This is a genomic window from Desulfallas sp. Bu1-1 (genome assembly GCF_015594625.1).
Lineage (GTDB): Bacteria > Bacillota > Desulfotomaculia > Desulfotomaculales > Desulfallaceae > JADNRQ01.
Genome location: NZ_JADNRQ010000006.1, coordinates 168,216 through 193,084, shown reverse-complemented (window position 1 = coordinate 193,084; position 24,869 = coordinate 168,216). Strand labels below are relative to the sequence as shown.

General features: G+C 48.7%; 24 protein-coding genes and 1 pseudogene. 7 read left to right on the top strand and 18 right to left on the bottom strand.

The window, feature by feature from the left end; all coding sequences use genetic code 11:
* The 3 genes from IT084_RS08535 to IT084_RS08525 form a co-directional block, all read right to left on the bottom strand.
* On the bottom strand, nt 1-727 hold a 727-nt coding region (locus IT084_RS08535), incomplete at its 3' end, for an IS256 family transposase (protein WP_195712431.1).
* Between the two features lie 125 nt (nt 728-852).
* Nucleotides 853-1,137: an AMP-binding enzyme gene (locus tag IT084_RS08530; protein WP_279327844.1), complete on the bottom strand. Its 285-nt coding sequence runs from the start codon at nt 1,135-1,137 to the stop codon at nt 853-855.
* Between the two features lie 213 nt (nt 1,138-1,350).
* Nucleotides 1,351-1,620 carry a CoA transferase gene (locus IT084_RS08525; protein WP_279327849.1) on the bottom strand — a complete coding sequence of 90 codons (270 nt, stop codon included), beginning with the start codon at nt 1,618-1,620 and terminating at the stop codon, nt 1,351-1,353.
* Between the two features lie 233 nt (nt 1,621-1,853).
* Between IT084_RS08525 and IT084_RS08520 the strand changes: the two genes are divergently transcribed.
* The 5 genes and pseudogenes from IT084_RS08520 (at nt 1,854) to IT084_RS08495 (ending at nt 6,498) form a co-directional block, all read left to right on the top strand.
* On the top strand, nt 1,854-2,948 hold the full coding sequence (locus IT084_RS08520; protein ID WP_195712428.1) for a Druantia anti-phage system protein DruA: 1,095 nt from the start codon (nt 1,854-1,856) through the stop codon (nt 2,946-2,948).
* Nucleotides 2,941-3,444 (top strand): helix-turn-helix domain-containing protein, encoded by a 504-nt coding sequence (locus IT084_RS18590; protein ID WP_279327843.1) that lies wholly within the window; start codon nt 2,941-2,943, stop codon nt 3,442-3,444. The genes IT084_RS08520 and IT084_RS18590 overlap by 8 nt, the downstream gene beginning before the upstream one ends.
* Before the next feature lie 123 nt (nt 3,445-3,567).
* The gene (locus IT084_RS08510; protein WP_195712446.1) at nt 3,568-4,131 is read left to right on the top strand and encodes an IS630 family transposase; all 564 of its coding nucleotides are present in this window, start codon (nt 3,568-3,570) and stop codon (nt 4,129-4,131) included.
* A 325-nt stretch (nt 4,132-4,456) separates the two neighbouring features.
* Nucleotides 4,457-5,626 (top strand): annotated as a pseudogene (gene tnpC, locus IT084_RS18175) (IS66 family transposase).
* Nucleotides 5,623-6,498 carry a DUF4338 domain-containing protein gene (locus IT084_RS08495; protein ID WP_195712425.1) on the top strand — a complete coding sequence of 292 codons (876 nt, stop codon included), beginning with the start codon at nt 5,623-5,625 and terminating at the stop codon, nt 6,496-6,498. The pseudogene tnpC and the gene IT084_RS08495 overlap by 4 nt, the downstream one beginning before the upstream one ends.
* Before the next feature lie 208 nt (nt 6,499-6,706).
* Here IT084_RS08495 and IT084_RS08490 read toward each other — a convergent pair whose 3' ends face one another.
* From IT084_RS08490 to IT084_RS08475, 4 genes are all read right to left on the bottom strand, one after another.
* Nucleotides 6,707-7,021: a hypothetical protein gene (locus tag IT084_RS08490; protein ID WP_195712424.1), complete on the bottom strand. Its 315-nt coding sequence runs from the start codon at nt 7,019-7,021 to the stop codon at nt 6,707-6,709.
* 748 nt (nt 7,022-7,769) lie between these two features.
* The gene (locus IT084_RS08485) at nt 7,770-9,419 is read right to left on the bottom strand and encodes an NAD(P)/FAD-dependent oxidoreductase (protein WP_195712423.1); all 1,650 of its coding nucleotides are present in this window, start codon (nt 9,417-9,419) and stop codon (nt 7,770-7,772) included.
* Between the two features lie 37 nt (nt 9,420-9,456).
* Nucleotides 9,457-11,175 (bottom strand): NAD(P)/FAD-dependent oxidoreductase, encoded by a 1,719-nt coding sequence (locus IT084_RS08480; RefSeq protein WP_195712422.1) that lies wholly within the window; start codon nt 11,173-11,175, stop codon nt 9,457-9,459.
* 318 nt (nt 11,176-11,493) lie between these two features.
* Nucleotides 11,494-11,877 (bottom strand): iron-containing alcohol dehydrogenase, encoded by a 384-nt coding sequence (locus tag IT084_RS08475; protein WP_195712444.1) that lies wholly within the window; start codon nt 11,875-11,877, stop codon nt 11,494-11,496.
* 1,169 nt (nt 11,878-13,046) lie between these two features.
* On the opposite strand from IT084_RS08475, the gene IT084_RS08470 reads away from it, so the two are divergent.
* The gene (locus IT084_RS08470) at nt 13,047-13,280 is read left to right on the top strand and encodes a hypothetical protein (RefSeq protein ID WP_195712421.1); all 234 of its coding nucleotides are present in this window, start codon (nt 13,047-13,049) and stop codon (nt 13,278-13,280) included.
* A gap of 34 nt (nt 13,281-13,314) precedes the next feature.
* Here the strand turns inward: IT084_RS08470 and IT084_RS08465 are convergent, their stop codons facing one another.
* The 11 genes from IT084_RS08465 to IT084_RS08415 all read right to left on the bottom strand — a co-directional run bounded on the left by IT084_RS08465 (nt 13,315) and on the right by IT084_RS08415 (nt 22,783).
* Nucleotides 13,315-13,947, bottom strand: a complete 633-nt coding sequence (locus IT084_RS08465; protein ID WP_313885455.1) for an enoyl-CoA hydratase-related protein — start codon at nt 13,945-13,947, stop codon at nt 13,315-13,317.
* A 2-nt stretch (nt 13,948-13,949) separates the two neighbouring features.
* Nucleotides 13,950-14,096: a hypothetical protein gene (locus tag IT084_RS08460; RefSeq protein WP_195712419.1), complete on the bottom strand. Its 147-nt coding sequence runs from the start codon at nt 14,094-14,096 to the stop codon at nt 13,950-13,952.
* Between the two features lie 39 nt (nt 14,097-14,135).
* Complete coding sequence (locus tag IT084_RS08455) at nt 14,136-14,879, bottom strand: enoyl-CoA hydratase/isomerase family protein (RefSeq protein WP_195712418.1); 744 nt, start codon at nt 14,877-14,879, stop codon at nt 14,136-14,138.
* Nucleotides 14,880-14,950: 71 nt separating this feature from the next.
* Nucleotides 14,951-16,132: a thiolase family protein gene (locus IT084_RS08450; protein WP_195712417.1), complete on the bottom strand. Its 1,182-nt coding sequence runs from the start codon at nt 16,130-16,132 to the stop codon at nt 14,951-14,953.
* 27 nt (nt 16,133-16,159) lie between these two features.
* Nucleotides 16,160-17,005 (bottom strand): enoyl-CoA hydratase-related protein, encoded by an 846-nt coding sequence (locus IT084_RS08445; protein WP_195712416.1) that lies wholly within the window; start codon nt 17,003-17,005, stop codon nt 16,160-16,162.
* A 59-nt stretch (nt 17,006-17,064) separates the two neighbouring features.
* A complete protein-coding gene (locus IT084_RS08440) occupies nt 17,065-17,850 on the bottom strand; it encodes an SDR family NAD(P)-dependent oxidoreductase (RefSeq protein WP_195712415.1) in 786 nt (261 codons plus the stop codon).
* 220 nt (nt 17,851-18,070) lie between these two features.
* Nucleotides 18,071-18,901, bottom strand: a complete 831-nt coding sequence (locus IT084_RS08435) for a methyl-accepting chemotaxis protein (RefSeq protein ID WP_195712414.1) — start codon at nt 18,899-18,901, stop codon at nt 18,071-18,073.
* Between the two features lie 237 nt (nt 18,902-19,138).
* Entirely contained in the window at nt 19,139-20,086 is a 948-nt protein-coding gene (locus tag IT084_RS08430; RefSeq protein WP_195712413.1) for an SDR family NAD(P)-dependent oxidoreductase, read from the bottom strand.
* A gap of 69 nt (nt 20,087-20,155) precedes the next feature.
* A complete protein-coding gene (locus IT084_RS18835; RefSeq protein WP_313885452.1) occupies nt 20,156-20,914 on the bottom strand; it encodes an electron transfer flavoprotein subunit alpha/FixB family protein in 759 nt (252 codons plus the stop codon).
* Between the two features lie 248 nt (nt 20,915-21,162).
* Entirely contained in the window at nt 21,163-21,606 is a 444-nt protein-coding gene (locus IT084_RS08420) for a MaoC/PaaZ C-terminal domain-containing protein (RefSeq protein WP_195712411.1), read from the bottom strand.
* A 31-nt stretch (nt 21,607-21,637) separates the two neighbouring features.
* The gene (locus tag IT084_RS08415) at nt 21,638-22,783 is read right to left on the bottom strand and encodes an acyl-CoA dehydrogenase family protein (protein WP_195712410.1); all 1,146 of its coding nucleotides are present in this window, start codon (nt 22,781-22,783) and stop codon (nt 21,638-21,640) included.
* A gap of 1,080 nt (nt 22,784-23,863) precedes the next feature.
* Here IT084_RS08415 and IT084_RS08410 point away from each other — a divergent pair.
* Nucleotides 23,864-24,853: a sigma-54-dependent Fis family transcriptional regulator gene (locus IT084_RS08410; protein WP_195712409.1), complete on the top strand. Its 990-nt coding sequence runs from the start codon at nt 23,864-23,866 to the stop codon at nt 24,851-24,853.
* Nucleotides 24,854-24,869: the final 16 nt, after the last annotated feature.

Here is a 24,869-nt window from a genome sequence, read left to right as displayed (position 1 = left end):
GAACAGCCTTTACCAAGCCGCTGTGGTCATCTGATATTACTAGATCAACACCGCGCAGGTTGCGGTTTTTAAGCCAGGAGAAAAACTCGCTCCAACTGGCCTCGGATTCGCTGTCGCCAAGCATGAGGCCTAAAACTTCCCGGTATCCTTCGGTGTTTATGCCGATGGCGATCATAACGCCCCGGGAACGGACGCGGCCATCTTCACGAACTTTAAGTACCAAAGCGTCCACCAATACAAAGGGGTAGTGCATATCCCGTAAGTCCCGGTTATTCCAGGCGTTTACAAGCGGGTCCAGTTTTTTGCATAAGTCTGAGACAGTGGACTTGGAAAATTCGGTACCACACAGTTCTTCTGTGATCTGGCTGATCTTACGGGTGGAGACCCCGTTGATTACCATTTCCATCAGGGTCAGCACCAAGGCCTGTTCGCTGCGCTGGTAGCGGGTAAACATTTCGGTGGAAAACTGACCGTTACGGAAACGCGGTACGCGCAAGGTTATGGTTCCTACTCGGGTGGTTAGTTGATGTGGGTATGTGCCGTTACGGTATCCTTTTCTTTCACTGGTGCGCTCGTATGGCTCAGCTTGAAGCTGCTCGGTAGCTTGTGCCTGCAAAATCTGGTTCAATACGGATTCCAACAGGGCTGCTACACCGGCATCTTTGTTATCGCTCAAAAATAGACGGTGCAAAAGTTCCTGATTTACGGTAATCTGGTATTGAGCCATTCAAATTCCTCCTTTGTTAGTTTGTTTTGCCAATTCAATTCTAACTGAGGAATTTGTTTGGCTCCACTATTTTTTCAGGAGACCGATTTTACACAATTATACGGACTCAACTATCTGAAAAAAGGTCAAACGTTATTTTTCCCACTTTCTTCTTTTAACTTTTGAGCTATCCTTTCTTCCAAAACGGATTTATGGACCTTGCCACCAACACTCATTGGCATTTCATCTATAATCTCAAGCCTTTCAGGATATTTCATTTTCGCCAACCCCTTGTTTTCCAGGAAAGAAATCATTTCTTCAAAGGTGAATTGCTCTCCTTCTTTAGGTACTACAAATGCGCAGGCTCTCTCACGCAAAACAGGATCAGGCATCTTCACTATTGCTACCTGTTTAATCTTGGGGTGACCCATTACATAAGGTTAAAGATATACAAATTAACGTCCTCTAGAGCCTCTGACCAGGTCTTTCTACGTCGTTTTTCCGGCTCTAGCCCGTAAAAAGTATCAATTATTGCCTCTGCTTTAGGATAAGCAAAAGCATTTCTCTTTAGATAGTCATACTCGTTGACTATATTATAAAACCGGCGTGCTCCCAATAACCTGCTTTTATAGATCATGTCGGGTTTAAATAATGTTTTCATGGTTCTCCTCCTCATTGTGCTCACCCAGTTTCGGTCCGCTTTCGGCTACCGGTTCATCAATGCCGTCCCCCTTGATGGGGCAATTGAGTTGCCGTAGTTTGGTTCCGTTTTGATCTCCGGAAACAAGCACGTTTCTGAATTTAGCCTGGGGATGTTCGAGAGACTCCATCAGCGAAAGGACAGGCGCCACACACAGCCCCGCCGGACCCAAAATATCCATCCACTCATCCAGTGTCTTAGTACTGAACCACAGAAATAACTAACCAGTTTTATTTCCAACAAAGACTATGCTTACCTACGTGTAATTATTGTCATACGCAGACTCAGACCGTCATTAGTCCATTTAGCCTCTGCTCCTTGACAACTGAAGAATCCTTAAGACATATGTCTGTTACAGAACCCCGGCAATGTCCCCCATTAAAAAGATTTTTCAATGTTCCAGTTTCTGCCATGACTTTTTAGAAGGAAATTTTTTAAAATTAACTTATGGAAAAGCTCGTTGGAACCAGTAAAGATATTGAAGTTCTCGATACTTACGAAACGAACCTGAAAACACTGGTAGTCCGCCCGATCCGGAAAAAGGAGCGAAAGACATGGGACGAACTTATGTCTGCCCACCACTACCTGGGGTTCCGGCAACTGGTAGGTGAGTCGATCCGTTACGTGGCCCTGCTGGATGGAAAGTGGGTGGCCTTGCTGGGTTGGTGTAGTGCGGCGTTTAAAAGTGGTCCAAGGGACCGGTGGATTGGTTGGTCCGATAAGCAACGGCTGCAACGCCTCCGGTTTATCGCCAATAATTCACGTTTTTTGATTCTACCAGGTATACGGATTAAAAATCTGGCTTCCAGAATATTGGCACTTAATTTGAAGCGTTTGTCTTCCGATTGGCTTAAAGCCTATGATCACCCCATATATTTGGCTGAAACATTTGTTGATCATTCCCGTTTTGCCGGTACCTGTTACCGGGCGGCTGGGTTTGTCGCTTTGGGCAAAACCCGGGGATTCGGTCGCAACGCCGGACGTTACTTTGTCCACGGGGAAGAGAAAACCATTCTAATACGCCCCTTGCGCCAGAACGCGAGGCAGTGGTTGTCGGCGCCATTTGGGGGGCCGGCGCTGGTTGACAGAAAACACAAGGCTCTTGTTGACTTAAACCGGCTGGCTATCGACGGAACGAATGGATTGTTGGAACGACTTGCTATGCTGGAAGACCCGCGTATGCGCCGGGAAATCAGTCACAGCCAGGTGCTGGTGCTGGCGGTTATTGTCTGTGCCTGCCTGTCCGGCGCACGTAGCTATATGGATCTGGGCCGGTGGGCGTCCGCCCTGCCCCAAAACCTTCTGCGTCAACTGGGCTGCCGTCTGGGTGAGACGGCAAGACGTTATGTGCCGCCAAGTGAATCGACCCTGCGCCGGACCATGCAATCAATAGATGTCGGGGAACTATGCCGGGTGGTGGCCGCATGGCTAACCGACCAGGGTTTCAGAGCACCGGCAACTCGCGCTGCAGAAAATCTCCAAGCCTTTCGGGCACGGGACCGGCATCCAGATGGTCAAGTACCTGCTACTATAGATGGGTAGTTTTACTGTAAATACAAACTCCTTCGTCCGCGGGAAGACGAGACAACGCGGACCAAGTTCACCATACAAAATTAACCTTACATCTGAGCAAAAACAGGAATTGGAATCCTGGGTTCGCTCCCGGTCAAAACCCTATGGGTTAGTTCGCAGAGCACAGATTATTCTTTTGCTCGACCAGGGAATGACCATAACCAAAGTTGCCAGGAATGTTAACGTTACACGAACCGTTGTGCGAGATTGGGCGAAACGGTTTATGCAATGTGGCATAGACGGGCTATACGATGAACCAGGGCGTGGACGTAAGCCTGTATTCTCTGTGGATGTGGCCATACATGCAATCAAAATTGCCTGTGAAAAACCGGACCACCGGGGGCGTTCCCTTTCCCAGTGGGATTGCACGGAAATCGCCAAGGAATTGGTCCGCTCCGGGGTGGTTGATGATATTTCTCCGGAAACGGTAAGACGAATACTGGAAAGTCAAAAACTAAAACCGTAGCGCCATCATATGTGGCTTTCCCCAAAAAAGGAACGGGATGAGGTATTCTGCCGGCAGGTGGAACACCTTATGGACTTGTACACGCGACCGCTCGGACCGCAAGAGCGGGTTTACTAAACTTCCATCCAAGCCCGGGCACGGATACGTCCGACTAAACCCGCCAGCCCTGGTAAGCTTACCCTGGTTGAACATGAATATGAACGTAAAGGCGCCTTGAATTTGTTTGCTGCATTTGATACCCGCAGCGGCGTAGTCTATGGACGATGCTATGAACGGAAACGTCAGGATGAAATGATTGACTTTCTTGAATATCTGGATGGGGTAACTCCTCCAGCGGTTACCATTATTCATGTCGTTTGTGACAATGGATCCGTTCACAGGGGAAAGAAAGTTCGGGAATGGCTTGCCGAACATCCTCGCTTTATCTTCCATTTTACGCCGGTACACTGTTCATGGATGAACCAGGTGGAACAATGGTTCAGCATTATGCAGCGTAAGCGTCTGACTATTGCCGACTTTGCTTCAAAGGCTGACCTGGAAGAAAAAATTTACGCCTTTATTGAACAATGGAACGAGACAGCTAAAGCATTCAAATGGTCCGAAAATATCAAACTAAAACTCGATAAATTAATTGCTCAGGTAAGAGAGAAACTGTCTGCCACCGAAAATGTAGCTATTGCAGCCTAACCTATGCGAATAATTTGCCATTAACAGGTATGAAAATATCTGGATGATAATGGCAAATATGGATTGACTGGGAGCCAAAACTGGTTACTTATTTACGTGGTTCTGTACTTAGTAAGAAACACCTCCTTCATCTCTTCCCTGGCCCTGTCTCCATTCTCTCCGACTGAAAATTGCTTTTCCACCAGATGCTTCTTATTGAGCATTTTACAAACCTGCGCGAGAAGAGATCCACGACATTCCTGAAGCGAACCGATATTGTCCACAGTGTGGATTACCCTACGATCCATTCCCGGGCGACGAGACCTCGGAAGAAATCGACTGGCAGGTGAAAGTAGAAAGGGTGGTACACAGGCGCAAGCGCTATCATAAGACCTGCCGGTGTCCCGGGTTTCCGGCCATCATAACCACTCCCCCGCCTCCCAAAGTAATTGTCAAAGGACTGTTTACCGCCGGGTTCATTGCCCGGCTATTGATAGAGAAGTTCGTACTATGCCGTCCCCTGCACCGAATCGGAACCGCCTTGCATATGGAGGGGCTGGATCTGTCCCAGGGTACCCTGGTGGGGGTGCTCCAGCAGGTGGCCTTTTTGCTCGCGCCCCTATACGAAGCCATCCGTGCCCATTGCGTCTCTGCCGGTTTGTGGCAAGCCGACGAGACGGGCTGGAAGGTCTTCGAAGAGGTAGAGGGTAAGGTCTCCAACCGCTGGTGGCTGTGGGCGTTTGCCTCCTCTGATACGGTGGTCTTTGTCATGGACCCTTCGGGCAGCGCCGCCGTACCCAACAGGTTCTTCGGATTGACCGGCGATGACCCGCATCCGGCCCAAGGCCTTTTGGGTTCTGATTTCTACCGTGTTTATCAGGCTTTAGGTGACGGTATCCAGTCCTTTTTCTGCTGGGCTCACATGCGGCGCTACTTTCCGGATGCCGCCTGGGGTTACCCCAAGTTGTAGAGTTGGACGGATGAGTGGCGGGATAGAATCGCCACCCCATACCGCCTCCATGTGGCCCGGCAAGAACTCTCACCCGGCACCCGGAGTTACCTGGAAGCCGATGACGAACTGCGCCGCTTCGTCAGGGACGAAATTGAGGCAGCCTGGCGCTCTCAACTAACGGATCGGACAATACCTCCGGCCAGCCGTGATGTGCTCGGAACAATGCAACGGCACCGAGAGGGCCTGACCCGTTTCCTGGATAACCCCATGTTACCGCTGGACAACAATTTCATGGAACGCGTATTGCGCACTCCAGTCGTGGGACGCAAGAACTTCTACGGGTCCGGTTCCAGGTGGAGCGGCGAGTTTGGCACCATGATGTGGACGATTGCCGCCACTGCCGCCCGTGCAAACCTTAACCCTCTCACCTACCTCAACGACCTCTTGACTGCTTGCGCCAACAACTGCGCCAAGCCCCTGGAGGGGGATGCCCTTGACCGGTTCCTGCCCTGGATGATGAGCGATGCGGATAAGAAGGCCCGGGTCATTGGGAGGAGCCCATGAAAAAGGTGCGTTACTGCGGCCGTGATTTTACCGCCGCCGAGTTGGACCTGATCCGGTCCATCATTGCCCGGCCCGAAGAGCATCCCACCAGAGCTGCGATTGCCCGCGCCGTCTGTCAAAGTCTCGCCTGGGTCAAGCCGGACGGAGATCCCAAACTTATGTCCGCCCGGGTGGCCCTTTTGCGCATGCACCGTGACGGCTTACTCGAATTGCCGCCACCGCGTGGTGGTAACGGCAATGGCCGTTGGAACCCTCAACCGACACCAGCCACAGATCCCGGTCCAACGCTCACCGGCACTCGCCGGGACCTCGGCCCTCTTGCTTTGCACCGCGTAGCCCGCCCTAAAGACTCACGGCTTTGGAACGAGTTGATAGCGCGCTATCATTACCTCGGCTACACCTCTCTGCCCGGAGCCCAGATCCGCTACCTGATCAGGAACGAAACCCACCTCCTGGGCGCGATCGGAATGGGAGCCGCCGCCTGGAAGGTGGCGCCGCGGGATCTGTTCATCGGTTGGACGCCTATCCAAAGGGAACAGCGCCTTCACCTTGTAATCAACCAAGCCCGTTTCTTAATCCTCCCCTGGGTGCAGGTCAAAAACCTTGCCTCCAGCATACTCAGCCTTTTAGCCGCCCAGGTGGCCTCCGATTGGGAGGAGCTATATGCCTACCGGCCTGTTTTGATGGAAACCTTCGTGGAACAGAATCGATTCCATGGAACCTGCTACCGCGCCGCCAACTGGATCTATGTCGGGCAGACCCAGGGACGAGGCAAACTTGACACCCATAAACTCAAGGATAAACCTATTAAGGACATATTTCTCTTCCCACTGGATAAAAACTTCCGCAATGTCCTTACCGCGCCTACGTAGTTCACCGAATATTTACGTAAAGAAAATTACGCAACATTAAGCTCTAAGTCAGCCAAACTGGGGATGATAAAAAGCGCCCTTGTTTTTAGTCTGGTAGTGATGATAGCCTTCCCCAGTTTGGTGAGATATTATTTACTGGACCTCGCAAATCTTTTAATGAAGCCGTGGAGCTAAAGGCGCTTCAAGATCCTGGAGACGGATGAATGGCTCAGTTCGTCGTTTTTGCCGCGGAATCACTATTGTTGGACTGCCTCTCCCCAGGGAATCGGGATTTTGAACATTTGAAAAACAAGTTTAAGAATCTTATGTTTACGCATTTCAATAATATGGTAAAGAGATCTTTGGCTCCCATTACCATTACAAACTCCCATCCGGTGGGGGGAAGCATTTTTCCGGTGAATGCAATTACCTTTCTGTTTTCCAGGCTACTTAAAAGGGGTTCCCTGGCCGATTCCGGCATATACTCTATAGCTTCAGAAAGAGTCATCAATTTAATGTTCCTAAAGTCTATACCAAGGTTCATTCGCCCAAGACCCCTTGACCACATGCGCACGTCTTGATTATCCCTCCTTCTAATGAAATGACATCCTACCTCCTTCTGAAATATGGAAAAGGATGCATTTTGTGTTAGTTAGTAAAGTAGTTAAATTGTTCCCTCTTTTCCAAAGATATGGTTTTATTCTTAAGTTATTCACCATATTCCGACCCAAGTGATGGTGGAGGACGTGGCGCTTAGCGTCATTTCTATCACAACGCAGTTTGTACTGCCATATGGCTATTCATCGAGCTTGACGGGGACGTTCAGATGAAAGCGAATGGTTTAGACCTGGATTTCGCTTCATTTTCGCCCTTAAGAATGCGCGAAAACGTTTCGTTAACTCCATCGCCTGCGCAGCACGATAGATCTATGGCTATTTGATCAAATATTTGAAGATCCATTGTCGAAAATGCATTATTTAAAGCGGCAGTTATGCTATTAAGCAAGTCCGTCAGAGTTCCATCAAGATCAAATATCATACAGCACGTTAACGGCAACCGTGCTACCCTCAATATCACTAGCCTTGCTCCAGAATTTTACGTGTCATTCCCTCAAGGGTGCAGATGCCACCCCTAACGGAATATCATCCCCTTTGCTGGTTCGCTGTGCAGTGGTTCTATTGTCCTCGCACCCCTCTTTGTCCAGATCCCGCTGAAATTAGCCCTACGAAGCATTTCCTTGGCCTACCCGCTTCCCGAATGGGAGCGGGTAGGCTAAGGATATTAGCTCTCTGCTAGATCGCCAACCCTTTGTCAATGGCCGCCTTGATATTGGCAGGGATACTCCACCAGGGGGTGATCCCCAGGTCTTCTGCCACCACCTGGGCAGCATTGTAGCCGTTGGCCAAAAGGACCATACCGCCGGGGTAGACGCTGGCGCCGGCGACGTAAAGCCCCTGGACAGGCGTCCGGTATCGCGAGCAGAGGTCGTTGGGGCGTAAGTAGCCCATCTGGGTGCTTATATATTCCCCGTGCTTGATGGAGCCCTTTTGCATGTTCAAGAACTTTTGCTCGATGTAGGTTGGGGGATACGCGTAGCGACGAATGAATTTGGCTCCCGTCAAATTTGGGGCGTAGTTGCAAAGCAGCTTTTCCAGTTGAGCAGCGTACTTGTCTTTCAAGTCCTCCCAGTCTCCACCCTTGTGCGAAAATGGGGCGATGTTTTCGAACCGGAGAACTTGCAGGGAACGTGTGGGTGCCTCGCTCTCCGGCAGGAAGCGCGCCAGAACGGAGGGTTTCTGGGAAGGATCGAATTTCGTAAAGGTGGTCACATGCCCCCAGAGGGAGGGCTCTCCCTTGGCGGCGGCCTTGAAATTGGCCAACACTTCGGCCATGGTGTCGACCCCCATAATTTGGATAAAAGCATTGTCTGCATCCGGATCGAATGTTGCGGCGGCAAATTCCGGCGGTCTGTCTACGATGAGATGTAGAACGTAGTGGCTGACCTCTTCCCAGACCCACCCTTTAATTGTTTCCGCCAGTCCCGGGGCGGCACGGTTGATCCTTTCTTCGCCGAGGAAACGCAGAAAGGTTTGTGGAGGGTCGACTGTGCTGATGACGCATTTGGCTTTGAACTCCAATCCGTTGGTGGTCTTCACTCCAACGGCTCGGCTGCCGTCCATGAGGATCTGGCCCACTTCCAGGGTGTCTTCCACGGTCCCTCCATTGGCGATGAAGACCTTGTAGATGGCCGACGACAGTCGGTGGCTGCCCCCTCGCACGAGGGCGGCGTTGAGCATCCGAACAATGTATAAAGGAACCAGGAAGCCAACCCCGGAGACCTCGGGATTAATCCCCCACATGGTGGTAAGGTAAAGCAGGGCGGCCTTTAAGGTCTCCGATTCAAAACCGCACTCATTTATGATCTCCCACGGTGTCTTTTCAGAAAGTTCGAACAGTCTTTTTCCTATTGGTTTATTCCCAACAAGATCCAACATCTCCAACGGGGGAAGCGTGGGCCGATAAGTCTGGGGGCCGATGCATTCGTCGAAAAGTTCGGTAAATTCCGCATATATCTTTTTGAATTTGTCGGCATCTTTGGAGGAGAAACGGGCAATGGAACGGGCGCTTTTCTCCGGGTCGTTATACAGACACAAGGCTTTGCCGTCCTTGGTTAAGAATGATACAGCCGGTTGCGGTGTGATGTAGGTGCATCCATATTCCTGTAGCTGCAGGTCGTTATAGGCGGGAGCCTTGTCCATCATCATCATGTAGCAAGCGTGGGTGTTGAGCCGGCAACCGGACTGTTCGTCCGTCATAATCGCCCCGCCGGTTTCCGAGCGGCGCTCCAAGATTAAAACTTTGGCACCGGCCTTGGCCAGGTACGCGCCTGCTAAAAGGCCGTTGTGACCGCCGCCGATGATAATTACATCGTACTGTTTCACTGGAAAACCTCCTTGCTCCTCATTTCAACACTTTACTTCACTTTACGAAGTTTATTATCCGCCGTTTGCGACCGTGTCTCTCCAGCCACCGGAAATACGGTTCCAGACCACGGACGTTCCACCACGGCTGGTTGCGGACGCCCAAATCCTCGGCCACGACCACGGCGGTGTCGTAACCCTGGGTCAGGAAGGTGCTGCGCGCCCACGCAACCTCCGTGATGTACAGCTTCTTGATCGGCGTCCGGGGCGCCCCGCAGCCGGGGAAGGGTCGGTTGAGATAAAACTGGTGCGGCACGCCCGCCCCTCCGCTCCAGGTGCCTCCAAGCATGCTCTGGTTTTTCCTGGTGTTGTCCAGAGGGGTATGGATGTAGCGCTGCACCTTGGCCGTCTTGATGTTGGGCGCGTACTCCGCCAGCAGGTCCTCCACCCGGTCGCCGTATTCCTCTCTTATGTCGTCCCAGGACTCCGGTCCGTTCAGCTTGCGGTCGCCCCAACGCCGGATGTTGTATGGCACGCACGCCCAAGTCATGACGGTGTGCATGCCCGGAGGCGCCTGGGTGGGATCGAGATTCGTATACAGACAGCAGGCGCCGCAAACCATCGGCGGGTCAGGCAGTTCCCCCTTGGCCATGCAGTGCATCAGCCGAGTGTAATCCGCCGGGTCTTCCACGCCAAAGTTAAACGCGAACACCTCCTTTTCAATAGAAGGATCCAGGTTCTTGCTCACCCAATCGTAGCATTTAAACCGCAGCGGCTCATTCAACACCCAGTAGTTCGTAAAAAGCACCTGTCCTTCGTAATCGTACGACTGCACGGCCATGGTCACTTCCTGCGGCAGGTTCTCCTCGCCGACCAGCCACAGGAAGGTGGGCACCGGAGTCAGGTCGCTGACCACAGCCTTCTCGGCCATTACCTTTCGGCCCGGGTAGGCCGCTTCCTCGCCGAGTACAACTCCCTTAGCCTCGCCGTTTTCCATAATGATCTTGGTGACCGGGCAGCTCTGGTAAATCTCTCCGCCGTAATGCAACAGACATCTGGCCAGGGCGTGCGGTAGCAGGTGGCTGCCCCCTCTGGCCGTGTTGTCTGAGCAGCCTGCTGCGAAATATAGGATTTGCAGGAGCAATCCGAGGGAGCCCACTCCCTTATGCCAGGGATCAATGGCCGACTCGATCATTTTGTCGAAGAAGAAACACTTTACCTTGTCGGACTCAAACAGCATGTCGGCCACATGGTATCCCGTCAAGTCGGCCCAATTCTGCGGAAAGCCCGGAATCTTGCTCATAAACTCCACCAACCGGGAAAACGCCTGGGCGCTAGGCGGGGTGAAATAGAACGCGTCCCAAGCTTCCACTATCTTGTCTTCAACCGGAGCGAACAGACGCCGGCACGTATCGGCATCCTTCTTACTGATTAATTCAATGCTCTGGCACGTCTTTTCCCAGTCGTAATTATGATTTACCAGTGCCGTTCCATCCTTAAACGGCCTGATGTAACCCCAGTGACCGGAAATCATTTCTAGACCGAAGCGCTCCAACTCCAACTCTTCGTACGGAGGCCCCAGAAAGGGCACGATCTTGGACGCGTGCAGGTTACACCGCACGCCGGGCATCATGACTTCCTCTGTATCGCAGAATGTCCCCACTTCGTTCCGGGCTTCAAACACAGCCACACTTTGTCCGCATTTGGCCATATAGGCTGCAGCACATAACCCATTGACACCCCCGCCGATGACGATTACATCGTATTTATCTTTCATGAATTAACGATACCTCCTTTGTATGCCAAACATGAATATTTTGGGTTTTCCGCATCTTCCCTGTACTTCCAAGCTCACCTTCAATCTGCTCTCTTCCTGTCAACGCTCCTTTAATCAATGAAAGGACGACTGCAAATCAGGCTATTTCAGCGTTTGAAGCCTTAAGATATTGCCGCCATGAACCACCACCTCTAAATCCGGCATCGTGTGCTGACCGAACCACGGCTTTGATATTTTTACGATATTTTTGATATTTTGGAAGAGATGGTGAATTCCCAAGTAGCGCACACTTTATTCACCATCTTGGCCAAGGTTTCGTCAGCGCGCCGGCACGGAGAAAACAGCCGCTATCTCGGCCGCCCTGGGAAGATACAGGTTCCGCAGGGAGCGCATCACCACGGGCAGGAAGACTGAATTGCCCAGCCCGTGCAGAATGCCTAACCTTGCACCGAAGGCATGAGCGAAGTTATGAACTGGAATGGCCGAGAGGGCCAAGCAAAACGTAGTTATCGCCATGGCACTGGCCAGGAGAAGGTTCGCTCTGGCCTTGAGGTTCGCGCCGTCCTGGCAAGCCACAGGCAGATAGGTGTCAATCAATCGGATGGCATGCAAGCCGTACGCGTCGGTAAGCGCAGTGGCGGTAGCAGAATTCAGACCCTCTATGGCGTGGGTCAAAGAGTCTATGGCGGTAAATGCGGTAATATCATTCCTGCTCTCCCCCCTCCCCTACAATGCTGTTGTCTCCCGCCCAAGCCGTTTGCCGAATCACTCCTGTTTCGACGATTGAACGTTGTCTCCGGTCGGAATATTTTATCGCAAGGTGCTTCATCTTCATGTTTATGCAATTACCGTGCCAATATCGCCAGACGCATCCACCTCCACCTGACGATACGGTTACCACTGGTTTTGAGTGGTGCCGCAATAGTCTATAACAGATGGCATAGCACCCTGCGGCGAAGTGAGGCAGAATCAGGATGATTTCTATTGCTGCTTCGCAAAGAAAATTGCGCTCATGCAAGAATATTTCGATTGTTCTGACACAAAGAGCCTTTTTTAAATGTATTGGATGATAAAGAAAATCAGACAAAAAATCGGTCTTCTTTAAGGTGTATAATGTGCTTATGAGGAAGACATATTCAGGAGCGTTCAAGGCTAAGTACTGAGCCACAGAAAAAATTGACCAAACAGCAGGCGTAGAACAAGTTGCCAAATAGTTTTCGGGTCTTGACCGCACCGGCTTTCAAGAAACAGCATGATGTATCGGAGGGAGTGTAAATTATTTGTGTAAATGGAAATTCCTTCTGAAAATTGGTTAAGCTATAAATGGCTCTTACCCAGTGGGAGGATAAGGCTCTACTGGAGAGCAACCTGAGCGCCCGGGCGGGGTTCTGCCGGGGATACGGTGGGGGGTATCAATATTTACCCCTCACTTACCCTGTATCTTTGAGGAGAACCAAAGCGAAAAACTCGGTTTTTATATTGCCATTTCAGATTCCAGCCTGCCTTCAAAGTAAATTGCAAATTGGGAGATGCAGTTTTTCCAATCCCTGACATGATTTATACAGTTACGTAGTTATAGTAGTTATGCACTTGCAGTAAATTAGAGCCAAAAAAATTTCTGAAAATATCAAAAACCCCTTGACATTTTCAAAATCGCCAAATAATCGAAATGGATGGTATTGTTTTCCACTACATTATCGATACGGGTGATAAATAGATGAACTTGCAAAAACCGATCTTTGAAAACAAACAACATGGCCCTGGTGACGGTATTCCACTCCTGAAGAATCTTTAGGAGAAATTTGACCTTTCACTACTCTTTTTGCAGACGGGGATTGTAAAGCATTCGGGTGTTTCCGGCTGGCTAGCTAATGGCTTTTGCCTATATTTGTGGCTTGATTGCTCAAAAGCCATCGGTAAACCAGAATGCAGATTTCACCTCGGATTCTCCCATTCTGAAGGTTTTGTTGGAATGGAAATCCATCAGCCAGTCCGCTTTCAGCCGGTTTTTCTTAACCTCGGGAACAGGAAATACAAAAAACTTCGGGGCTTGGGTGGGGGACTATACACCCACCCAAGTCCGAAGCGGTAATCCCCATTTATAGAAGTGGGGCTCTTTGAAATTTGACAAATAACATATCAAGCGCCTATAAACCTGGGTTTTCTTTTTTCTCTGACAGCACGCACACCTTCACGATGATCTTGAGTCTGCATGCAAATGCTTTGAGCAAAAGCTTCATCCTCCAAAGCTTCATCTAGGCATCGATTTATGTTACGATTTAATAGTGACTTGGTTAACCCTATGGCACTGGAGGGGCCTTGGGCAAGTTGACTCGAAAGCTGCTCGACAGCTTCTTGCAAACTACCCGGATCAACCACTTTATTTACTATGCCAATACGTTCTGCTTCAAAAGCATCAATTGTTTTGCCGGTAAATATCAACTCTTTTGCCTTCAGCATACCAACAATCCGCGGCAAGAAATAGGTGCCCCCCAAGTCAGGGACTAAGCCAACCTGTACGAAAGCCTGGCAAAATTTTGCTTCGGAACTGGCAATTACGAAATCTGCTGCTAATACAAAACTTAACCCGCCCCCAATGGCCAATCCATTGACAGCGGCAATAACCGGTTTCTCCATGTTGCAAATGAGTTTGGTGATTTCGCTTACTTCAAGGACGTAATCCCTGGCTGCCGATGGACCTATGCTTCCATCTAAAATGTTCAAATCACCGCCTGCGGAAAAAGCGCGTCCTGCCCCTGTCAGGATTACCACTTTCACCTTTCTATCAGCGGCAACTGCTGCAAAGCAAGTTTTAATTCTCCTACCATGGCGTTGCTTAAAGCGTTCAAACGGTCCGGCTGGTTCATTATAATTTTTGATATTCCTGGTTCGTACCGCTCCAAAATAATGGCATTAAACATTAAACTTATTCACCACCTCTCCGATTAGTGGTGATTTTATTAGCGGCCTTTGAAGACCGCAGTCCGTTTTTCGAGAAATGCGTTTAATCCCTCTTGAGTGTCCTCCGTATCTAAAAGCTTTATAAGGCTTTTCGATTCGTTGATTGTCGCCGAATAGATATCCGTTTGAATATTTTGATTGACTGTGTATTTTCCCACAGCAATACTTATCGGCGGCCTGCTGGCAATGAGCTTAGCCATCTGCATGACTTCGTCCATCAACTGGTTATCCGGAACGACCTTGTTCAGCAGGCCAATCCTGAGCGCCTCTTCCGCCGTTACCCGCCGCCCGGTAAAGATCAATTCCTTGGCCATGCCAACCCCCACCAATCTGGGGAGCCTGGTCATGCCGCCAGCTGCCGGCAATAGACCGACATGGATTTCTGGTACGGCAAAAACGGCGCTCTCTGCCGCAATGCGTATGTCACAGGCCATTGACATTTCCAGTCCGCCGCCCATTGTTATTCCGTTAATCGCAGCAATTATAGGTTTTTCTTTATCTTCCATTTCAAGAAATAGCTTGTGTATGTTACGAGCCCGGGGATAGAACTCCCTTCCGCTTTTTGCGCCGGCTAACTCCGAAATATCATATCCCGCACAAAATGAGTCGCCGGATCCGGTTATGACTGTTACCCTTAAATTGTTGTCAGCTTCAATTTCATTCAGGGCCTCCAGCATTTCACTAATAAGCTTCGAACTTATGACGTTTTTTTTCTTTGGGTTTTCCAGAGTAATCAGGCCCACCTGTTCCATCTTTTTTAAGGACAAAGTTTCTCCCATATTTAATATAGAGCCCCCTTTATCAATCGCTCAAATTATTCACCTTTAATAATAATTGCGCCGGCCAGCCCCCCGGCTCCGCAAAGGGTGGCCAAACCATATTCTCCCGGCTTTAATATATTGGCAAGGTGAATAAGCAACCGAGCCCCACTAAAACCTGTCGGGTGGCCGAGAGAAATTCCACCTCCGTGAGGGTTGATCTTTTCGGAGGGAATTCCCAACATCCTTTGAGTTAACACGACAACTACCCCGAAAGCTTCATTTATTTCAAAATATGTTATATCGTCAATACCCAAGCCGGCCTTTTCCAGGACAATAGGTATTACTTTCATCGGTCCTTCCGGAAAATCTTCCGGTGGTACCCCGTAAAAACTATAAGCGACTATCGATGCCAATGGTTTTACTCCCAGTTCATTTGCTTTTTGACGACTCATTACGACCATGGCCCCTGCGCCGTCTGTAATGCCCGAAGAACTTCCGGCGGAAACAGTCCCCCCTTCTTTAAAAGCGGGAGGAAGCTTCATCATTTTTTCCAAGGTGACATCCGAACGGTAACATTCATCTTTAATAAAAGTATACGCCGGCTGCTCTTTGGATGCGGGTATTTCCACGGGAACCACTTCATTGTTGAAAATACCTTCTTCCCAGGCCCTCGCGGCTTTTATGTGGCTTTCATAACCTACTCTTTCCTGATCCTCCCTGGATATGCTCCACTTTTCCGCACACCTTTCAGCGCACAATCCAGGCGTAAGACCGCATATAGGATCGCTTAAGTATAAAAATCCATCCTCCAGAACTATGTTTGTCAGCCGGAAACCCTTCCAGCGAGCCCCCCGTAAGAGGTGGGGAATATTACTCATGCTTTCCATCCCGCCACAGACAATAACTTCAGCATCTCCAATCCGGATGGCCTGGGTAGCCAGGGCCATTGCCTTTACGCCCGCTGCGCAGACCTTATTTACTGTATGAGCAGGTACTTCTACAGGTATGCCCGCCAAAAGAGCTGCGCTGCGGGCAGGATTGGGTCCCGTGCCGTCCTGCCTGGTATGCGACATAATCACTTCATCTACTTGTCCAGGGGCAATCCCGGCTTTTTTTACTGCGGCGGAAATAGCATAACCTCCAAGATTATAAACTTTCAGGTCTTTCAAGCTTCCTCCAAAACGCCCGATGGGTAAACGAACAGCGCTTACAATTACTACATCCTGCAGATTCATTTTCATGCCTCCAATTTCGTCCATTCACTAGCTTTTTTTCAACTCTTCCAGCCGTATTTTCCAGAACTGGGGCTTCCTTTTCTCCATAAAGGCCTTGGGCCCTTCGGCACACTCCTTCATATCAAACCAGTCCGGATAAAGATATCGGGACATCTTGCCGCATGTCCCCTCCATATAATCTATGTCGGAATCAAAAGATGCCTTTAAAATTTCAATACACCCGGGACTCAGTGAAAGTATTTCTTCACACCATTTGTCCACCGTTTCTTCCAATTTATTCAGGGGCACAACCTCGTTCACGAGGCCCATCTGCAGCGCCTGCTCAGCACTGTAGCGGCGGCACAGCATCCACATTTCCCTGGCTTTTTTGGCCCCCACAACCCTTGTTAAATAAGCGACTATCCATCCATCGGCGGGACTGGCCACCCTCGGGCCGTTCTGCCCGAAAACGGCATTATCGGCGGCAATGGTGAAGTCAGCCATGTAGGCTAAGTGATTTCCCCCACCTATGGCATAACCTTTGACCATAGCTATCACCGGTTTCCGGCACATCCTCAGAAGCTGGTTGGGAGGGTACCGCCAGTAAAACTGTTCCCGCAAGCCTTTTACTTCCCATTCCACGTCGCCTCCAGTGCAGAAGGCTTTATCACCGGCCCCGGTGAGCACGACAACGCCGATTGCCGGATCGTGACTGGCGTCATAGAAAGCGTGAAACATTTCATCCTGGGTTTTGCTGGTGAAGGCATTGTATTTATGAGGCCTGTTGATGGTAATCCTGGCCACTCCGCCTAAAAGCTCTTTATGGTATTTTTTTTCGTAAATAATTTCCTGGAACTCGTCCTTTTCAATTTTCTCCCAATTAGTCCAGACCATTTAAAGCACCTCTCCTTATAAAATAATTTAGTTGCTCAGTTATATTTGAAACAATTAACTTACACCATGGTGTAACCACCGCTTACGCTTAACGTCTGCCCAGTTATAAAGCCGGCTCTTTCGGAGGCCAAAAACACCGTCGCCCCCGCCACATCCTCAGGCGTTGCCAAGCGCCCCAGCGGATACAATTTTTTTGCCTTTTCCAGTTGCTCTTCAGTCATTGGGCCTGCTTTCCACATGCTGTTTTCCCCGATGGCTTCAGGATCCATAGGAACAGTGGTACCCGGGCAGACTACGTTGACGCGGATATTGTTGCGTCCCATCTCTTTTGCCACCGACTTGGAAAATGCTATAACAGCGCCCTTGGCTCCGGAATAGACCGCTTCAAAACGCTCTCCGACGCGCCCGGCGTCTGAAGCGAAATTAATAATAACGCCCTGTTTCTGACTGGTCATGACCGGCAAAACAGCTTTGGTAGTGTTTAAAACACTAATATAATTCAGCTTAATAACCCGCTCCCAAAAATCCGGCTTTGTATTGATGAAGAGGTTTAAGCTGTCCCAACCCACCACATTGATCAAGCAGTCTATGGTTAAGTATTTGCTTTTTACTGTATCTATGGCTGAGGAAACCATATCGAAGTCTGTCACATCTACTCTAAAAAATTCAGCGGCAGAAGCCCCTTCTTTTAGAGCCGCTTCGATCACCTTCTTGCCTTGGGCCTCATCGATATCAAAAATAATCACTTTGCTTTTTTCAGCAGCAAACCCCAGCGCAACTGCCCGGCCGATATTTGATCCCCCGCCGGTCACAACTACTGTTTTACCTTCCAGTCCCAGTATCATATTCCCACTCTCCTTGATATAGATTTTTAAATCTTAACCTTTCGCCTACTGCCATTACCTTCAACAACTTTGGCGCCCTATTTACACTGTTTTTAGCAAGGAATATGCCAAACCTGTCAACAGGGCCGCCACTCCAATAGGACAAATAGTTCAAGCAAAAAAAAATTGAAATGCTGCAATTTTACTTGTAAAAAAAACAATAACATAACAGGCTTTGGCATTATAACCTGGCTGCTAATCCATCCAGATTTTCGGTATAACTTAACAATTCCTCCAGGCGCGCAGAAATTTCCTGTGTGGCTGCTGCCTGATTTTGACTGGCATCAAGGATTACCATAGCTTTTTGTATAGCCTGGGAGATCTTGTTTTCAATCTTTTTAGTGAGCTCACGAATTAAATCTGCAGTCTGATTTGAGCGGTCAGACAGTTTCCTGATTTCCGAAGCCACAACACTGAAACCACGACCACTCTCACCTGCACGGGCGGCTTCAATGGCCGCGTTCAATCCCAGTATTTTGGTTTGTGAAGAAATGTGAGTTATAGCGTCAAGCACCTTATTGATTTCGCCTGACAAACATCTTATTTCAAGTATCTCCGCCTGCAGTTCCGAGTTTTTGGTGTTAATCTTCTCAGCGTCACTGGCAGTCTGCACTGTAGCCTGGGATACTTCAGCGAGACCAAGCTTGAAGCCGGCCACAGCTTCCCTGACTGCAACAGCTTTGTCACGGGCTATAGCCACCCCGTACGTCCCTACCACTTTTTCCGGATCATCATCGTCAAAAACCGGAAAACAGGTTGATTTCAGCGCAACCCCCCACACGGAGGCGGGTATTTCAACCTGAACAGGCCTTTTCTCACGGATTGCCTTGTATGTTGCACCGCCCTCTTTGAGCTCCGATCCAACTTCGCCTAATGGAATACTAAGGTTTTGATAACTTGTCATGGTAGTTTTAGTTAAATCGGATGAATAAAAAACCAGGCTATCATCGACAAACAACTTGGCAACTTTTGGAGCAACCAAGTTAAACGCATCTAAAAAAGCGCTGCCCATAACCTTTCCTCCTGCTGTAAACACCTTCAATTATTTAAGACGGGTACGTCCCTTCAAGGATTTCGCACATTTATTTTATCGATTGCACCACCTACCACAAAAAACGTTATCTTCAAATTGTCAGTCGTGTCTTCACTAAGAAATTTTCCGGACACACTCAGACAGTAAAAAAGATGCTCATCAACTTACTAAATTATAAACATTAAACTCATTCACCACATTACAGTTTCAGGACACTTACCGGCTCTTTTCTTTGGGTGGTTCGGGCGGAGCCGGGTTTATGTATCCGGCAAGCAGCATTTTCGGTACATTATCCTCCAATTCTTCCACCCTGAACATGCCGTTTTCCGTAGTTTTATAGATCGCTAGCGTTTCTACAGGCTGGGAGTATATACTTACCCTGCCTTTTTCAATATGGAAAACCTGGCCGTTGATGTTGGCGGCTGCATCACTGGCCAGATAAACAGCCATGGGGGAAACGTATTCCGGGCCGGGCATGGCCATAAAAGAATCATAAAATTCCTTGGTAATCATGCCGCTTTCCAGTCTTTTCTTCATTCCTGCCTTGACTTCCTCAGTCATGGTCATTCTGGTGGCTGCAATGGGAGCGAGGCAGTTAGCCGTTACCCCATAACGGCCCATCTCCCTGGCAATCGCACTTGTCAAGCTGACTATACCCCCTTTGGCAGCACCGTAATTGCTCTGTCCGACCGTCCCTCTCCAGGCGTCTGAGGTAAGGTTGATGATTCTTCCATAACGCTGGCCCCTCATTCTTACACAGGCGTGACGGCAAATGTTAAATGTTCCTTTCAGATGTACGTCGATAACCGTATCCCAATCTTCCTCAGTCATGTTCCAGATCATCCGCTCCCTTAGCACACCAGCGCAGTTTACAACAATATCCACCCGGCCGAAGCTGTCTTCGCAGTTTCTGATTATTTCTTCAGCGGCTTTGAAATCGGTCACCGAATTATAATTCGCAACGGCCCGGCCACCTCCGGCTTTAATTTCGGCCACTACCTGCTCCGCCGGAGCCAGGTCTGTCCCACTGCCATCCCTGGCCGTTCCCGGATCAACTACTACCACACCGGCGCCTTCTGCGGCCAGGGCTATTGCTATTTCCCTGCCTATCCCGCGACCGGCGCCCGTTACCACAGCAGCTTTGTCTAATAACCTTTTGTTCATTGCATTAGCCTCCCTAATATTTATTATTTTCTGGATCTTTATCTGTGCCCTTTTCTTGCTTGCGGTCCGTTACAGATTACCGTTTTTATAGCTCTCAATTGCTGATATCAGGGCCGGGACTGCCTGATACAGGTCAGCCACAATGCCGTAGTCAGCAATTTCAAATATTGGAGCCGCTGGATCAGTGTTGATAGCCACGATCATATCCGACTCTTTCATACCGGCAGTATGCTGTACAGTCCCGGAAATGCCGCATGCAATGTATAGTTTCGGACGCACTGTTTTACCCGTCTGGCCGATCTGGTGGGCGTGTGAAATCCAGCCGGCGTCCACTGCATCCCTTGAAGCTCCGATCTCTCCACCAAGCACACCAGCCAATCTCTCAAGAACCTTAAAGCCTTCAGCCGAGCCCAAACCCCTACCCCCGGCGACAATGACATCGGCTTCTTCCAGGTTTACTCCCCTTTTAATCTCTTTGACAATATCAAGAACCTTGACCCTCAAATCCATGGTATCCAATTTATATGGTATCTTGACTACTTCTCCTCTTCTCCCTTCGTTCCTAGGGAGGCTTACCATAACTCGCGGGCGCACTGTCGCCATCTGTGGCCTGTGGTTCGGTGTAACAATAGTGGCTATTATATTACCTCCAAAAGCAGGACGGGTTTGCAAAAGCATACCCTCATCGTCTATGTCCAGGCCGGTGCAGTCCGCAGTCAGCCCCGTCCCCAGCCTTCTGCCAACTTTAGGGGCCAGGTCGCGACCCAAGTTGGTAGCTCCCACGAGGAAAATCTCCGGTTTGGACTCCCGGATCTGCATACACACCACTGATGCATAAGGGGTAAGGATTGACGATCAAGCCAAGGGTTCCTCTCTCGATGATAAAAATATAAACATAAGTGTCTTGCTATTATTCTCCGCAAAGATAGCAGGTAAAGATAGCAGGTAAAAATAGCAGGTAACCTTCCGGTCTATCCCTGCTATCTTCATCAGAACCTCACCGAGCGCTCGGATTATTCCCCAACATTGCCCTATTCTCACGCCAAGTAAGAGCCATAATTATTATAATCAAGTCATTATTCTCTGCATTTAACCATTAAAATTATCAATCCCTCCTGTACCACCGTTCCATCCTGTTTGATCAACTTGGTTTCCCTGACCAGAATTCCCCGGCTTGGATTGGAGGTTTTCCGCTTTTCCTTAATAGTCACTTCGACATGAACAGTGTCACCGAAAAAAATAGGCGCCTTCATATTCCATTCTTTTATGCCAAGATTGGCGATAGCCGATTCATTAAAAATTCCCATCCTGTATGTCAATCCTGAGGCTATGCACAGGCCCAGCAAACCATGAGCTATAGGTCTGCCGAATATTGTTCCTTTAGCAAACTCATAATCGGTATGCAGCGGATTAAAGTCCATGGACAACCCGGCAAACTGCATTACGTCACTCTCGGTAATAGTTCTTCCGGGACTGGTAAACTTCTGCCCCACCTTAAAATCTTCAAAATATAATCCCATAATATACACCTCTACTGTGTTCTAAAGAACTTTAGTCTCTAAGCAATTCCCTGGCTATGACTATCCTTTGAATTTCCGAAGTTCCTTCAACAATCCTCATAACGCGAGCTTCCCTATACATGCGCTCTATGGGCAGCTCTGACATATAACCCATACCGCCGAATATCTGCACTGCCCGGTCAGCCACCCGGCAGACCATTTCGGTGTTATACAGTTTAACCATGGCCGACTCCTTGACCAGTTTTTCCCCATTGTCGTGCCTCGCCGCGGCATTATAAAGAATCTGCCGGGCGGCATAAATCTCCGTGGCCATATCCGCCAACATAAACTGTATGGCTTGCTTGGTGGCGATGGGTTTTCCGAACTGCACCCTCTGCTTGGCATAATCCACCGACATGTCCAGCAACCTCTGGGCCATCCCCAAAGCCATTGCACCGTACTGCAGTCTTCCCTCGGTCAGTGTTTCCATGGTGATGTCAAAACCATGACCGACCTGGCCGATTATATTGGATGAGGGAACTCTGCAGTCTTCGAATACCAGTTCAGCTTGAATCACCGGAGGCCCTGCCATAGTTTCCTGAAGCTGCTGGACTGAAAAGCCGGGGGTTCCCTTTTCTACTATGAAAGCCGTAATCCCTCCCCGGCTTCTTTTCTCCCTGTCAGTTAACGCCATAACAGTTACTATGTCTGCCACCGCGCCATTTGAAATAAAATGTTTGGTTCCATTCAGTACCCAGTAGTCACCCTCCTGCCTGGCTGTAGTTTGTATTGCGGAGGCGTCGGATCCCGCATTAGGCTCTGTTAATGCAAAGGCTACCAGAATTTCACCTTTCGCTATACCGGGCAGGTATTTTTTCTTTTGTTCCTCGCTACCCCCAATTAAGATAGCCCTGGAGCCGATACCGTTGCTAAGGCTGACTTCGTGTAAGTATGCCTTCGGCCCCTTGGCTAACTCCTCCATCACTACGCAGTACCCGAGAGCGCCGATTCCCATCCCGGAATACTCTTCCGGAATGGTCAGCCCGTAAAAACCGAGTTCCTTCATTTTCTGCAATGTACTTTGATTAAGTTGTCCGGTTTTCCTCAGTTCCTCTTCTTTCGGAATGAGTTCCCTGCGTGTAAAGTTGGCCGCCATTTTTTTTAGTTGCATAATATCTTCAGGTAAATTAAAATCCATTTCTTCTCCTCCATTATGAATTATGTAAGCCCTTCCGGTTCTTCAAGGTTTATCTTACAGAATTCAGTCCCTTTTAGACCTTGGGGTCCCAAGCATACTCCTTTATTTCAGTCAGGATAAAACTGCCTGAACAGCTTGATGCATGTTCCCTCCCTTCATTCAAAGCCGTTTCGGTCACTTCTTGCATTAGGCCTCATCAATACCCAAATAATTCTTTGCTTCTTTAAAAAGCAAACTCCAGGGCAACGGTACGGCTGATACTTAATTCCCGCAGATTTATTTCTTGCAAGGACTATGCCAAGTCTATCAACAGGGCTGGCACTCCCCAAGAACTATAATATTCAAAAGATTTATTGAACTCGTGCAACTTTTATTGCAAAAATGCAAAAATAATTGCGCCTTAACACCGTTAAGTAACTGTGTAGCGCCATCTAGCCAGTGGCAATCCTCTTGCCTGGCTGTGTTATATGTTTGAGATTCAGAGCCGTGCTATAACCGGTTTTGTATTGGCACGGGAATTGCGGCCATAGTTTAGATCTGTTGAGATCTTTTGCCGATACTATTTGGCACGCCAGGCTGCCTTGGTGAGATGATGAACTTGCCGTAGTCTTCTGGTCGAACTGACACCGGAGGAAGATTTTGAGAGTTTGGATACCGGCCAACTCATGTGCAAATACATAGCAGAAGATTAGCAGTGCCATAAAACCAATAGTTTCTGCTTTTACAGTCTGGCATCAGGCATAGAAGAAACAATGGCTCTGATCCGCCGCAGTACATACGGGGATTGAGCCAGCAAGACGTGGCCGACGCCTCTGCGGAGGCCTTTGACGAAAGGGTGATGTCCAAGAGCACCGTGAGCCGGGTGGTCAGGGCCATCCAGTAATGCTCTATGGCCGGAAGATCAGTCCCAATGCCTATGGGCTCGCCTGCTGAAAGAATCAGCCGAGTCTCATGAACCTGGGCCACCCTCTGCCCACCAAAGTGGGACCATTTTTACAGGAAAAATGGACTTGACGGGGGAAGTGCTTTTTTAATATAGTAAAATTATAATAACTAACTTCTTATGGAGGAGGGATAGCATTGAATGCAACCACGATCCAACAATATAGGCCTAAAAACGAAATTTTTGTAGGTAATTCTCAGTTTATGAAGGACTTAACAAAAAAAGTCATGCAGGTAGCAGCATATGATTGCACGGTCTTATTAATGGGTGAATCGGGCACTGGAAAAGAACTAATTGCTAACACCATTCATAAGTTCAGCAAAAGACCCGGCCACATGATCAAAATAAATTGTGGTGCTATTCCAGAGAATCTTTTAGAATCAGAACTTTTTGGCTATGAGCATGGAGCTTTTACTGGCGCAAAAACCGGTGGAAAACCAGGAAAATTTGAGGAAGCAGATAATGGGACTTTGTTTCTTGATGAGATAGGAGATATGCAGCTACATCTACAGGTCAAATTACTGCGGGTACTACAGGAAAAAGAAATAATACGTGTCGGAGGTTCAAAAACAAAAAAAATCAATACCAGAATAATCGCTGCCACAAACAAAAACCTGTACAATATGGTGCAGGAAGGGAAATTTCGTGAAGATCTTTTTTACCGGCTAAATGTTGTTCCCATTACTATTCCACCCTTACGGGAACGCAGAGAAGATATTATGCCCTTATTACTGCATTTCAAGAAAAAATATGAAAAAAAATATAATACCAAAAGAAGATGTTCACCCGAAGTTATAAAACTGTTCTTATCCTACGATTGGCCGGGTAACGTGCGGGAAATGGAAAATCTCATTGAACGACTAATTGTAACAATGGAACCAAAAGAAACAATTACCCCCAAAATATTGATAAAAGATTACTTAAGTATCGCCAGACAACAATTAGAAAAAGATGTATCTGTCCACCGACTTATGACCCTCAAAGAAGCAACTGACAAAGTTGAAAGTCAATTAATCAATATGGCCATGTCTAGGTATAAAACACTAAAAGAGATAGCAAATGCATTAGGAGTGGATCAGTCAACAATCTGTCGGAAATTAAAGCAGTTAAATATTCAGAGGATTTAATCAATTTAATTAATTA